This is a genomic window from Ruegeria sp. YTSA105 (genome assembly GCF_059610225.1).
Genome location: NZ_JBXWNE010000007.1, coordinates 99,774 through 113,647, shown reverse-complemented (window position 1 = coordinate 113,647; position 13,874 = coordinate 99,774). Strand labels below are relative to the sequence as shown.

Genomic DNA, 13,874 nt, shown 5'->3' with positions numbered 1-13,874 from the left:
CCGTATGCTCTTTTACGTTTAAGGACTATATAGGGCCATAATGGACAAGTACCCGGACCAAAAGCGCGCAGTGCAATATCTTTACCCGCCGATCGACCCGTTCGATCAGCGAATGGTCGATGTGGGCGATGGTCACCTTATCTATATGGAACAATGCGGCAATCCGGATGGCCTGCCGGTGGTCGTGTTGCACGGAGGCCCAGGTGGCGGATGCAGCCCCGCAATGCGGCGCTATTTCGATCCGGACGTCTTTCGGGTGATTCTGTTTGATCAGAGAGGCTGTGGACGCTCGCGCCCGCACGCGTCGGTCACAGACAACACAACCTGGCATCTGGTGGCCGATATCGAACGGCTGCGCACCCTGTTGAACATCAGTGACTGGGCCGTTTTCGGTGGAAGCTGGGGCGCAACCCTGGCGTTGATCTATGCGCAGGCGCATCCCGACCGGGTGAATAGGCTGATATTGCGCGGCGTGTTTCTGGCAACGCAGGCCGAGCTGGACTGGTTCTATGGTGGTGGCGCGGGCAAGTTCTGGCCCGAGCAATGGTCCAAGTTCACCGCTCTGCTCTCCGAGACTGAGCTTTCCGACACGATTGGGGCCTATAACAAACGTCTGTTCTCAGGGGATCGGGCGACTGAGGTTCTGTACGGACGGGCCTGGTCCGCTTGGGAAAATGCGCTGGCGTCAATCCATTCGAACGGATCCACCGGAGAAAGCCCGGGTGAGTATGCGCGCGCCTTTGCCCGGCTTGAGAATCACTATTTCATCAATCGGGCTTTCCTTGATCAGGACGGGCAGATTCTGGAGCAGATGGATCGGATCGCTCATATTCCCGGCCATATCGTTCAGGGCCGCTATGACATGATCTGCCCACCGCATTCTGCCTGGAACCTGGCCGAGCGTTGGCCGAATGTCGAATTGAAGATGGTCCGTCAGGCAGGCCATGCCCTGTCTGAACCCGGCATCAGTGCCGAACTGGTCCGCATTATGAACCGCGTGGCCGAGGGGGTAGCATGACCCGCATTGACCGCCGCGCGTTGTTTGCATCAGGTGCCGCTGCGGCGCTGTTGGCGGCAACAGGCGCCTCACTGGCGAATACGCCCAAGCCGGGCGGAACCCTGCGGCTTGCGGTGCCGCGTGACGACAGTCTTGAACAGGTTGCACGGGGGGCGGTGTTTGACACGCTGACCGAAATCGCACCAGACGGTACCTTGCGAGGTGAGCTGGCAACAGGATGGCAGACCGATACGGATGCCCGGATCTGGACGTTTGATCTGCGCGATGATGCGGTGTTCCACGACGGCGTAGCATTGGATATCGCTGATGTGATGGCGGTTTTGGCCGAAGTCGGGCGCGCCGAAGCGCTGGCCCCTAACCGGCTGCACCTTGAACTGGCTAAACCTAATCCCGGCCTGCCTTTCCTGCTGGCCGAAAGTCAATTTGTCATCCCGCGGGCTGGTCATAGCGTCAAACCGCTGCAGATCGCCAATGGCACCGGATGCTACCGTGTCGAACGGGCTGAGGATGATCGCCACTTTCTGGGCCGCAAAGTCGTTGACCATTATAAGAGCACTCAGGCCGGCTGGGCGGATACTTTTGAGATTATCGTCATTCCTGATGCCCGCGTCCGGGCCGAAGCATTGCGGGATGGCTATGTGGATATTGCTGCCCTGCCATCATCCGAAGGCTTGAATGGACTGCGCGGTCAGCGCCTTCACCCCAGCGAATCGGATATTGCGCTGGCTGCTGCTGCTCATGTTGGTATGCCCCAGCAGATCGGCGGCGCGCGCGCGCTGGACGACGGACGCATCGCTGAACGGTGGTGGTTGGCGTAAATTCCGGTCAGGGTTCCTGCCGGGGGTTGCAGACTCGGGAAACCCTGCGTATATGCAGTTGCAACAGCGGCGTGTCAGACTTCTGGTCTGGGGCTCCACCGGGAATTTCGACGGGCCGCGCGCCCGTTTTTTTGTGCCCGACTGACAGGGTAGAGTAGCTGATGACAAACGAACTGATAGCCAAAGCTGCCATCGATCGGAGACTGGCCGAGATCATCACCCCAGTGATCGAAGATCTGGGGTATGAGCTGGTCCGTATCCGCCTGATGAGCGGCAAGCAGACCACCTTGCAGATCATGGCCGACAAGCCCGATGGTGGCATCGAAGTGGATGATTGCGCCGAGATATCGAACGCAGTCAGTGCCACACTGGATGTCGAAGATCCGATCCTTGACGCCTATGCGCTGGAAGTGTCCAGCCCCGGCATCGACCGGCCTCTGACACGTCTCAAGGATTTTGAGATGTTCGAGGGCTATGAGGCAAAGATTGAAACCGCCGAACTGATCGACGGCCGCCGCCGCTTCAAAGGTGAGCTGGCCGGGATCGAAGGCGATGAGGTTTTGATCAATATCTCCGAGGGAGATGAGACAATCACCATCGGCTTGCAGTTTGACTGGCTAAGCGATGCCAAGCTGGTCCTGACCGATGATCTGATCAAAGAGATGCTGCGCCAGCGCAAGGACGCCGGTGCCCTGAACGAAAACGCTTTCGACGAGATTGAGACCGAAGGGTCCGAAGAGGAGACGAACTGATGGCAATCACCTCAGCCAACCAGCTGGAGCTGCTGCAGACCGCCGAGGCCGTGGCCCGCGAAAAGATGATCGACCCCGGTCTGGTTGTCGAAGCGATGGAAGAATCGCTCGCCCGTGCCGCCAAAAGTCGCTACGGCGCCGAGATGGATATCCGCGTCAGCATCGACCGCAAGACCGGCAAGGCGACTTTTACCCGCGTCCGCACCGTGGTTGAGGATGAGGAGCTTGAGAACTACCAGGCCGAGATGACCGTTGAGCAGGCCAAGCAATACATGGAAGCGCCGGAAGTCGGTAGCGTCTATGTCGAAGAAGTGCCTCCGGTCGAAATGGGCCGGATCGCGGCGCAATCCGCCAAGCAGGTGATTCTGCAGAAGGTCCGCGAAGCCGAGCGCGATCGCCAGTACGAAGACTTCAAGGATCGTGCAGGCACCATCATCAACGGTGCGGTCAAACGCGAAGAATTTGGCAATGTCATCGTCGATCTGGGTGGTGCCGAGGCTGTTCTGCGCCGCAACGACAAGATTGGCCGAGAAAGCTATCGCCCCAATGACCGTGTGCGCGCCTATATCAAGGAAGTTCGCCGCGAGGTTCGTGGCCACCAGATCTTCCTGTCGCGCACCGCGCCTGAATTCATGGCTGAACTGTTCAAGATGGAAGTGCCGGAAATCTATGACGGCATCATCGAGGTCAAAGCTGTTGCTCGTGATCCCGGATCGCGCGCCAAGATCGCTGTCATTTCCTATGACGGCTCGATCGACCCTGTCGGTGCCTGCGTTGGTATGCGCGGCAGCCGTGTGCAGGCCGTCGTGAATGAGCTGCAGGGCGAAAAGATCGACATCATTCCATGGAATGAAGATCAGCCCACCTTCCTGGTGAACGCGCTGCAGCCTGCCGAGGTGTCCAAGGTTGTTCTGGATGAAGAAGCGGGCAAGATCGAAGTTGTGGTTCCCGAAGAACAGCTGAGCCTTGCCATTGGCCGTCGCGGTCAGAATGTGCGTTTGGCCAGCCAGCTGACCAATCTGGACATTGATATCATGACCGAGGCCGAAGAATCGGCGCGCCGTCAGAAAGAATTCGAAGCCCGCACCAGCCTGTTCATGGAAAGCCTGGATCTGGACGAGTTCTTTGCGCAACTGCTGGTCTCGGAAGGGTTTACCAACCTGGAAGAAGTCGCTTATGTCGAGCTCGACGAGCTGTTGGTCATTGACGGCGTCGACGATGGCACCGCGCAGGAACTGCAGACCCGTGCGCGTGAACACCTGGAAGCACAGGCCAAAGCGGCGCTGGATGCAGCGCGTGAGCTGGGTGTCGAGGACAGCCTTATTGAATTCGAAGGTCTGACACCCCAGATGGTAGAAGCGCTGGCCAAGGACGACGTGAAAACGTTGGAAGATTTTGCCACCTGCGCTGACTGGGAACTGGCTGGTGGTTGGACCACAGTTGATGGTGAGCGTATCAAGGATGACGGCGTTCTGGAGCCTTTTGGCATAACGCTGGAAGAGGCACAGGATCTGGTCATGACCGCACGCATCATGTTGGGCTGGGTTGATCCTGCCGAACTGGAGCAGGCTGAAGAAGACGGCGTAGCGGCCGACGAGGAAGCCGAGGCCTGATCGCAGGCTTCGGGTGGCGCACATGGGTCGCGGTGGCGTCCATAAGGATCGGTCTGACGGACCCGAACGCAAGTGCATTGCCACTGGCGAGGTTCAGCCTAGATATGGGCTGATCCGCTTTGTGGTCGGGCCAGACGGTCAGGTCTTTCCTGATGTCGCGGCAAAACTGCCGGGGCGCGGTGTTTATGTCTCGGCTGACCGCAGCGCGTTGGACAAAGCCATTGGCAAGAAATTGTTCGCGCGGGGGTTCAAGGCGCAGGTCACTGTGTCAAAGGATCTGGCCGATGAGGTTGAAAAGCAGATTGCGCGGCGCGTGATCGAGCTTTTGAGCCTCGCGCGCAAGTCCGGTGATGCGGTTGCTGGCTATGAAAAGGTCAAGGCAATGCTGGACCGGGAAGAGGCCCAGATATTGCTTCAGGCGTCCGATGGATCGGGGCGCGGCAAGTCGAAACTCAGCACGCCGCACTTTGGGAAATACATCGGCTGGTTGACCGCAGACGAACTTGGGGCGGCATTTGGGCGCCAAACCGTGATTCATGCGGCCTTGGCCTCTGGCGGACTCGCCAAACGTGTTGTAGAGGAAGCGCAGCGCCTGCATGGCTTGCGCGAAACGGATGACGGCGGCAAGGGCCGCGCGGAAGGGTAAGAAGCTTTATGAGCGATAGTGACGGCAAAAAGACATTGGGTCTTCGTGGCGGGGCGCGCCCCGGAAATGTGAAACAAAGTTTCAGCCACGGACGTACCAAGAATGTCGTGGTGGAAACCAAACGCAAGCGCGTGGTGGTCCCCAAGCCGGGTGCGGCCAAAACCGGTGGTGGAGCTACGCCATCAGGTGATCCGTCGCGTCGTCCAGCCGGGATTTCCGACGTGGAAATGGCGCGCCGGATGAAGGCGCTGCAGGCTGCCAAGGCGCGTGAGGTCGAAGAGGCCGCCGAGCGTCAGGCCGCTGAAAAAGCGCGCGAGGAAGAGCGTGCCCGTCGCCGTGCGGAACTAGAGGCCAAAGAGCGCGAACAGCGCGAGGCCGAAGAACGCGCGCGCGCCAAGGCCGAAGAGGAAGAACGCAAGCGCAAAGAGGCTGAAGATGCCGCTAAGCGTGTCGCGGCGACCCCGACTCCAGAAGAGCCAAAAGCCGCCCGCAGCCCGGCCAGCAAGCCTGCGCCTGCAGCAACGCCACGCAAGCAGGATCGCGAGCGTGAACAGCGCGGCGCGCGCACCAAGGGCCGTGACGATAACCGCCGTTCAGGCAAGCTGACTCTGGGTCAGGCGACCGGTGGTGAAGGTAATCGTCAGCGTTCGATGGCAGCCATGAAGCGTAAGCAAGAGCGCGCGCGTCAGAAAGCCATGGGCGGCGCGGTCGAGCGGGAAAAGGTTATCCGCGACGTACAGCTGCCCGAGGCGATTGTCGTGTCCGAGCTGGCCAACCGTATGGCCGAGCGTGTCGCGGACGTTGTCAAATCGCTGATGAACATGGGCATGATGGTCACGCAGAACCAGACCATTGACGCTGATACTGCGGAACTGATCATCGAAGAATTTGGCCACAAGGTCACGCGCGTCTCGGCCTCTGACGTCGAGGACGTCATCAAAGAGATCGAAGACAGCGAAGGCGATCTGCAGTCGCGTCCGCCGGTCATTACCATCATGGGTCACGTTGACCACGGTAAGACCTCGTTGCTGGACGCGATCCGCGACGCTCGCGTTGTGGCGGGTGAGGCCGGGGGTATTACCCAGCATATTGGCGCTTATCAGGTGAAAACCGATGGCGGCACAACGCTGTCTTTCCTGGATACACCGGGCCACGCGGCCTTTACCTCGATGCGTTCGCGCGGGGCACAGGTCACGGATATCGTGGTTCTGGTTGTTGCTGCGGATGACGCGGTGATGCCGCAGACGATCGAGGCGATCAACCACGCCAAAGCGGCGGGTGTCCCGATGATCGTTGCGATCAACAAGGTCGACAAGCCGGACGCAAACCCGGACAAGGTGCGCACCGATCTGCTGCAGCACGAAGTCATCGTTGAGAAAATGTCGGGTGAGGTTCAGGACGTCGAAGTGTCCGCCATCACCGGTCAGGGTCTGGACGAGCTGCTGGAAGCCATCGCGTTGCAATCCGAAATTCTTGAGCTGAAAGCCAACCCGAATCGCGCCGCCCAGGGTGCCGTGATCGAGGCGCAGCTGGATGTGGGCCGTGGACCTGTTGCTACCGTTCTGGTTCAAACCGGTACATTGCGTCAGGGCGATATCTTTGTTGTGGGTGAGCAATACGGTAAAGTCCGTGCGCTGATCAACGACAAGGGCGAACGCGTCAAAGAGGCAGGACCCTCGGTTCCGGTTGAGGTTCTGGGTCTGAATGGCACGCCCGAGGCCGGGGACGTTCTGAACGTGACCGAGACTGAAGCGCAGGCGCGTGAAATCGCAGCCTACCGTGAACAGGCCGCCAAGGACAAACGCGCCGCCGCCGGTGCCGCAACCACCCTTGAACAGCTGATGCAGAAGGCCAAGGAAGACGAAAACGTCACCGAGCTGCCAATTCTGATGAAAGCGGACGTGCAGGGTTCTGCCGAAGCCATCGTTCAGGCGATGGAGAAGATCGGCAACGACGAAGTACGCGTGCGGGTGCTGCATTCAGGCGTCGGCGCGATCACCGAAACGGATGTCGGCTTGGCGGAAGCGTCCGGAGCCCCAATCTTGGGCTTCAACGTGCGTGCCAATGCTTCAGCCCGGAACACCGCGAACCAAAAGGGCGTGGAAATCCGCTACTACTCGGTGATCTACGATCTGGTCGACGACGTGAAAGCCGCCGCATCAGGCCTGTTGAGCGCCGAGATCCGCGAAAAGTTCATCGGTTATGCCGAGATCCGCGAAGTCTTCAAGGTTACGGGCGTTGGCAAGGTTGCTGGCTGTCTGGTTACAGAAGGCGTGGCGCGTCGTTCCGCAGGTGTCCGCCTGCTGCGCGACAACGTCGTGATCCACGAAGGCACGCTGAAAACGCTGAAGCGCTTCAAGGACGAAGTGGCCGAGGTTCAGTCGGGTCAGGAATGCGGTATGGCATTCGAGAACTACGACGATATCCGCGCCGGCGACGTCATCGAAATCTTCGAGCGCGAAGAGGTCACCCGGACACTGGATTGATCCGGACAGAACTGAAATTCGGAAAACAGCGGCTCCAACGGGCCGCTGTTTTTCTTTTGGAGAGCTGACGTGAGCCTTTGACTTTTAGCGCGAGTTTTTCTGAGGTTAATCATCAAGTCGCACCGGGTAGCCTTGGTTCAAGAGGCAAAGTAAATCTAGGTTGCTGTCGGCTATGCGGACTTAGCGGCCAATAGGGTTCACCGACGCAGTGCCCGTAGCCAGGCTCAGGCTCGCGACCACGTGCTGTGTATATCTCTCTGCAAGTGAAGTACTTGTACGCCAAAAATAGGAAAGTGGAGGTTCCGATTTGAACTATTGGAAAAGCAAGTAGTGTCCGCGACCGCTTATGCATGTTTCGCGAGATTGGTTTGACGTCAAAATCTGAGCTGGATGCTGCACAGATCGTTGACCAAGAGTCGCCCTCCCAGATCACGGTCAGTCATGAGACAAGAGTTGGCAAAGTGCGAGTTGCGATCAGACATAATCAACAGAACAGCTTGAGCTTGCGCGACTGGCACACCGATCCATCGGTTGCGGGTGTTTTGGGCATTCTGCATCGCACACAGGCAAGATGGAGGGCCTGTCAGGCATCCGCGATTATCAAATCGCTCGCCTTTTCCCCGATCATGATTGCCGGTGCGTTGGTGTTGCCACTGACGATCTCGGGCATGATCGAACAATCGGCCACGCGCAGATTTTCTAGTCCGTGAACCCTTAGTTTAGGATCGACAACAGATGCCTCAGAGCTTCCCATCGCACAGGTGCCGGTTGGGTGGTAGATTGAGGTCGAATTCGACCTGGCCCAATCCAGCGTAGCGTCATAGTCATTGCAATTCAGATCTTCTGTTGGTCGAAACTCTTCCGAAATCTTCGAGGCCAAAGGGTTTTTCTTGGCAATTCGCCGCGCGATATTCACGCCATCGACTATGGTCCTGCAATCTGTTTCTGTGGACAAGTAGTTCGGTATGATCTTGACATGTTTGGACGGATCGGGGCCGTTCAGGCGCAACTCCCCCCTGCTTTCCGGGCGCAGCTGGCAGACCGACATTGTAAAGGCCGAGAACGGGTGTACGCCCTCGCCCGGGCTGTCAGCGGACCAGGGTTGGACATGAAACTGTATATCGGGTGTCTCTACATCCGGGCGCGTTTTCATAAAGCCGGTGGCAAGGCTGGCCGCCATTGTCATAGGCCCGGCACGGAACAGTGCATATTTCAGAGCGATGCGCGCCTGATTGAAGAGGCTGCGGACTTCATCATTCAGTGTTGGTTCATTGCACTTGAACACCAGGCGCGCCTGTAAATGATCCTGCAAGCCCTTACCAACGCCAGACAGGGCGTGAAGCGGTTCGATTCCGTTTTCTTTGAGGTGGTCCGGGTCTCCAATCCCCGACAACATCAGGATCTGGGGCGAATTGATCGCGCCACCAGACAGGATAATCTCGCGTCGAACCTTCAGAGTTTGCTCGACCCCTGACCTGTCACGGTAAACCAGCCCGGTCGCCTTTTTCCCGTCCAAAACCACGCGCGTCACAAATGCGTTGGTGATGATGTTAAGATTCTGACGACTTCGAATGGGTTTGAGATAAGCCACAGCCGCGCTGCAGCGACGACCGTTGCGTGTGGTCAATTGGAAATAACCTACGCCTTCTTGTTCGGCGCCATTGTAGTCGGGATTGAACGCGTAGCCTGCAACCTGTGCTGCGGCAACCCAGGCGTCGCAGATGGGGCGTTGAATGCGCATGTTCGAAACAGACAAAGGCCCGCCAATGCCGTGAAACTCATCTTCACCGCGTTCTTGATCTTCGCAACGTTTAAACAGGGGCAAGACATCGTCCCACCCCCATCCCTCATTGCCCATTTGCCGCCAGCGATCGTAGTCTTCTTTCTGGCCGCGGACATAAAGCAGCCCGTTCAGCGAGGATGAGCCGCCCAGCACCTTGCCTCGTGGCCAGTCTATGGATCGTCCATTAAGCCCCGGATCGGGTTCAGTGCGATAGCACCAGTCAACCGACGGGTTGTGCATTGTTTTGAAATAACCGACCGGAATGTGAATCCACGGGTTGGTGTCGCGACCGCCAGCCTCCAGCAATGCGACGGTCGTATTGGGATCAGCACTCAAACGGTTGGCAATGACACAGCCCGAAGATCCTGCTCCGACTACCGCATAATCGACTTCCATAACTGTCTCCTCCCGACGCGACTGAAAAAAACTCTATGCAAGATGCGAGAAATATACTAGCCTTTTTTGATACAAAACGTCTCATTAATTGCGATCAGGGAGGTAGGCAATGGAGATCGGTAAGAAACTAAGTGGCATTTCCCGGCGAGATTTTTTTCGTGTGGCCGGGCGGTATGGCATGAGTTCGACACTGCTGGCGGCAGGTGGGTTCGGTGGCGCGATGAGCCTGGCGAATCTGGCGCAGGCAGCCGAATCAACCTATGAAAAGCGCTTCTCGAAAGAGCCAAAGCACACGCTTAAATTTGGCGCATCGGGCTTTAACACCCGCAATCTGCTGATCGAACGCGCCGGCGCGATCGAGTTTGCACGCGATCTGGAAGAGCGCACGGACGGTGAAATTCGGATCGAGTTCATTGGCGATAACCAGATCTGCGGGCAGCTGAGCTGTGTTGAAAAAACTCAGCAGGGCATTGTTGATATTTACGCGGCCTCGACCCAGAACTCGGCTGGAGGCGCGCCGTATCTCAACGTGCTGGACTATGCTTACATGTTCCCCAGCCGGGCAGCGCAGTATCACTTCTTCTACAGCCCGGCGAGCCAGCGCATTCTGCGTGATCCGCTTGAGAAACGGCACGGCCTGAAGTTCCTGTTTACCCACTGTGAATTGCGCGGCCTGCAAATGGGTTCGACCTTTGCCGACAAGCCGACCGTCACCAAACTGGAAGAGCTGTTCGGTACAAAGAACCGTGTGACGGGTACGCAGCTGGGACGCATTGCGATGCAGCTGTTGAACCTGAATCCGGTACCGGTTGCATGGGAAGAAACTCTGGATGCGTTGAAGACTGGTCTGATCGACGGGGCTGAAACGTGGGCATCGGCCGTCGCATATGCCAACATGGCTCCAGTGGTGTCGCAGTCAGTTAACCTGAAATTCTTCTGCGGCACTGAACATACCTCAATGTCGGCCAAAGTGTTCGACAGTCTGGGCGGGGAGCTGCAGGATGCTGTGATGGAGTCTTCCTACTTTACGCAGGCTTTGATTCAAGGTGCCAATGAAGCGGCTTTGCTGAACACTGTCGGTTTCTCGGAACCGCAGCTGCCTGATACTATCTTCGCCGAAAATGGAGTACGTCCGGCATTCCTGCCAGATGATCAGATCAAACTGGCCGAAGAGATGTGCGCCCCGAACTACAACCCCGAACCTTGGGCGCAGTGGCGTGAGCGTTTGAACAAATGGGCCGGTGGCATCGATACCTATCAGGAAATCTACGACATCGCGCGTGAGATTCCGGCAGACACCCTGCCGGAAAACGTAGAACCGCGCCGTTGGTGGAAAGGCGAAGCCTGATACAAAAGACGAACCGGCCCCAAGCGGGCCGGTTCTAATACACACCGACTGGGAGGACGGGGTACATGTCGTTTTGGGCAGACACAGGCGCGATCTTCAGTGCCTTTCTCAGCCAGGATTCGTTCGAGATTCAATCAGCGCTGGAATCGGACGCCGCATGGGTGTTGGGCGCGGTTGTTTCAGCCATGGGCGGATTCGTGATCATGCTGATCTATCGGACAGTGCCGTTTATCGAGCGCCATCTGGAGCGGTCGGTGATGGTATATTCTTACCTCGCCATTGCGTTGATCATTTTCTGGGGCGTGATCGACCGATTCGTGTTCAACGATCAAGAACCGTGGTCCACCACTATCCCTCCCTTGTTGTTTATGGTGATGGCGTGGTTCGGGGCCACGTACAATGTTCGCCTGCGGACGCATCTGAGTTTCAATGAGTTCCGCACCGCAATGCCCCGAGGCGGGCAGTTGGCCTGTTTGATCCTTGATGCGGTGTTGTGGTTCATCTTTGCCGTGATCGTCATCGTGACGACCACGCGACTGGTTGCGTTATCGGCGTCAAATTTTCAGATCGTTCTCGGCACGGACAATATCATGCAGTGGTGGTTTTTGCTGGCCGCGCCTCTTTCGTTCTTTTTGATGATCGGGCGTGTGTTTCAGAACCTCGCCGACGATCTGCAAAACTGGAAAACAGGTGAGCCGCTGATCAAGCAGGCCGTGATCGGAGCAGACTGATGACAGACGGAACTTTGGTTACACTGATCTCACTTGGGGTTACCTTTCTGTTCATGCTGGGCGTGCCGGTGTTTTTGGTCATCGGCTATTGGGTGATCGGCTGCTCATTCGTCCTTGGCTTGACGCTGGACAATATGGGGGCCGAACTGTTGAACGTGTTCAACAAAGGCTTTGCCCTGCTCGCGATGCCGCTCTTTATCCTGACCGGAGACCTGATCAACAAGTCTGGTATTGCCCGAAGGCTCAGCGATTTCGCCTATGCCTGTCTGGGCTGGATACGTGGTGGGTTGGCGATGGCATCGCTTGGTGCCTGCGGGTTATTCGCGGCGATTTCGGGATCAAACTCGGCGACGACAGCCACAATTGGTTCGATGCTGCACCCCGAGATGGTCAAAGGTGGCTATGACGAACGGTTCAGCGCGGCGACCGCTGCGGCAGGGGGTACTGTAGGGATCATAATCCCGCCGTCCATTATCTTCATCGTCTACGGATTCCTGATGAACCTGCCGATTTCCGAGTTGTTCGTGGCGGGCATTCTTCCGGGCGCGCTCATGGTCTTTGGTATGCAATTCGCGTGCTGGATCATTTGCCGCATGAACGGGTGGGGCCATCTGATCCCTTTGCAGCTCAACCGGATACTGAAAACGGCATTTGGCGCCTGGCTTGGATTTTTCGCCATTGGGCTGGTGCTGTGGGGCATCTACACAGGCAAGTTTTCCCCGACAGAAGCCGCGGGCGTGACAGTTGGCTTCTGTGTGATCGCTGGTTTGGTCAGCTATCCGATCAACCGGATTATGGGGGCCAGAAACGACATATCGCCAACCGAGAAGAGTTACGCCGAAATGTTCGTGGTCGAAGGCTTTACGATCCCCGAGATCCCCTCGATCGTCATCCGCTCGGCCCAGATCACTGGCATCCTCGCACCGCTGATCGCGATATCAGTGGTGATGCAACAGATCTTGTCATTGCTCGGCGCGCAGCAGACAATCGGGGATTTCGTGACTTCAATGGGTGGATACTATGCGGTTCTGTTCACATCGATGGTGATCGTTTTCTTTTCTGGAATGGTTTTGGAAAGCCTACCTGTAACCATAATTCTCGCCCCAATTCTTGCGCCAATCGCGGCCTCGGTTGGGATTGATCCAATCCATTTCTCGGTGATCTTCCTTGTGGGGGCGTCCATTGGATTCATCACACCACCTTATGGGCTGAACCTCTATGTGGCTTCAGGAGTAACAGGAGTACCCTATTTCCGGTTGCTTCGGTATACGGTACCCTATTTGGTGGCGCTTCTTTCGGTTTGGATTTTAGTGTCGCTTGTGCCCGATCTGGCCTTGATACTGCTGCCAAATAGCTAGACTGTTGCAGGATGGCCGAGACGGAAACACAAGAAAAAGAAACTCAAATACCAACCAACCTCCGCCTCCTGCTGATCCTCGAGGAGGTGGCGCGGCGTGGCGTTTCCGTAAAACCATCGGATCTGATTGAGGCATTAGGTCTGGCCAAGCCAACAATTCACCGTCTGCTGCAAACCGCAGAAGCCGAAGGGTTTCTGCAGCGGGATCTCGATGGCAGATCATATGGCCCGGGACACCGGCTGCGACTGCTATCGGTCAACACCATGTCGTCCGAGCATTTGCGCACTGCGCGACTGGCGATCTTGCGCAGTGTGGCTGAAACTGTTGGCGAGACATGTAATCTCGCCATTCCAGACCGCGAGGGCATGATCTATCTCGACCGGGTGGAAACGAAGTGGCCCCTGCGAATTCAACTGCCGGTCGGGACACAGGTGCCCTTCCATTGCACGGCCAGCGGCAAGATGTACCTGTCCACACTACGGCAAAGAAAGCTGGATGGGTTTCTTTCGGCAGGACATCTACAACCACAAACCGAACGCTCGCTGACCGATCCCAAGGCATTGCGATCTGAGATCCGACGTATCTCTGAGAATAGTTATTCCACCGATGACGAGGAATTCATGACCGGAATGACTGCCCTAGCAGTACCCGTTCAGGATGGACAAGGCCGATTGGTAGGCACGCTTTCGGTTCACGCGCCGACACAACGTCATGACGTCAACAGTCTGATGTCGTTTCTGGGCATACTTCAGAAGGGAGCGAAGCAGCTTTCGGCTCTTTTGAGCCAGTGACTAATGCTTCAGATGACAGTCAAAGCGTGATTTTTTTCACCATATGCGAATTCGATCATCGACCGGTTTGGAGAATTCTGCACCAGAACGGATGAGAGCGCGATAAAAGTTCCGTGTACTCCGTACGTTCAACT

11 protein-coding genes are annotated in these 13,874 nt (G+C 57.1%); 10 read left to right on the top strand and 1 reads right to left on the bottom strand.

What is annotated here, in order from left to right; genetic code table 11:
• Positions 1-40 precede the first annotated feature (40 nt).
• The 6 genes from pip (at position 41) to infB (ending at position 7,333) form a co-directional block, all read left to right on the top strand.
• Positions 41-1,018 carry a prolyl aminopeptidase gene (gene pip / locus AC2FH2_RS10985; RefSeq protein WP_142638265.1) on the top strand — a complete coding sequence of 326 codons (978 nt, stop codon included), beginning with the start codon at positions 41-43 and terminating at the stop codon, positions 1,016-1,018.
• Complete coding sequence (locus AC2FH2_RS10980; protein ID WP_496823552.1) at positions 1,015-1,836, top strand: ABC transporter substrate-binding protein; 822 nt, start codon at positions 1,015-1,017, stop codon at positions 1,834-1,836. Before pip ends, AC2FH2_RS10980 begins: the two co-directional genes overlap by 4 nt.
• Positions 1,837-1,997: 161 nt before the next feature.
• Positions 1,998-2,588, top strand: a complete 591-nt coding sequence (gene rimP / locus AC2FH2_RS10975; RefSeq protein ID WP_142638261.1) for a ribosome maturation factor RimP — start codon at positions 1,998-2,000, stop codon at positions 2,586-2,588.
• Positions 2,588-4,201: a transcription termination factor NusA gene (nusA, locus tag AC2FH2_RS10970; protein ID WP_271950779.1), complete on the top strand. Its 1,614-nt coding sequence runs from the start codon at positions 2,588-2,590 to the stop codon at positions 4,199-4,201. The genes rimP and nusA overlap by 1 nt, the downstream gene beginning before the upstream one ends.
• 22 nt (positions 4,202-4,223) lie before the next feature.
• Positions 4,224-4,847 carry an RNA-binding protein gene (locus AC2FH2_RS10965; protein ID WP_142638257.1) on the top strand — a complete coding sequence of 208 codons (624 nt, stop codon included), beginning with the start codon at positions 4,224-4,226 and terminating at the stop codon, positions 4,845-4,847.
• A gap of 8 nt (positions 4,848-4,855) precedes the next feature.
• Positions 4,856-7,333 (top strand): translation initiation factor IF-2, encoded by a 2,478-nt coding sequence (gene infB / locus AC2FH2_RS10960; protein WP_496713918.1) that lies wholly within the window; start codon positions 4,856-4,858, stop codon positions 7,331-7,333.
• Positions 7,334-7,916: 583 nt separating this feature from the next.
• Here infB and AC2FH2_RS10955 read toward each other — a convergent pair.
• Entirely contained in the window at positions 7,917-9,512 is a 1,596-nt protein-coding gene (locus tag AC2FH2_RS10955; protein ID WP_271950774.1) for a GMC family oxidoreductase, read from the bottom strand.
• A gap of 109 nt (positions 9,513-9,621) precedes the next feature.
• On the opposite strand from AC2FH2_RS10955, the gene AC2FH2_RS10950 reads away from it, so the two are divergent.
• The 4 genes from AC2FH2_RS10950 to AC2FH2_RS10935 all read left to right on the top strand — a co-directional run bounded on the left by AC2FH2_RS10950 (position 9,622) and on the right by AC2FH2_RS10935 (position 13,740).
• Entirely contained in the window at positions 9,622-10,860 is a 1,239-nt protein-coding gene (locus AC2FH2_RS10950) for a TRAP transporter substrate-binding protein (RefSeq protein ID WP_142638251.1), read from the top strand.
• A gap of 65 nt (positions 10,861-10,925) precedes the next feature.
• Entirely contained in the window at positions 10,926-11,591 is a 666-nt protein-coding gene (locus tag AC2FH2_RS10945; RefSeq protein WP_142638249.1) for a TRAP transporter small permease, read from the top strand.
• Entirely contained in the window at positions 11,591-12,949 is a 1,359-nt protein-coding gene (locus AC2FH2_RS10940; protein WP_142638247.1) for a TRAP transporter large permease, read from the top strand. The genes AC2FH2_RS10945 and AC2FH2_RS10940 overlap by 1 nt, the downstream gene beginning before the upstream one ends.
• 11 nt (positions 12,950-12,960) lie before the next feature.
• On the top strand, positions 12,961-13,740 hold the full coding sequence (locus AC2FH2_RS10935) for an IclR family transcriptional regulator (protein ID WP_142638245.1): 780 nt from the start codon (positions 12,961-12,963) through the stop codon (positions 13,738-13,740).
• Positions 13,741-13,874: the final 134 nt, after the last annotated feature.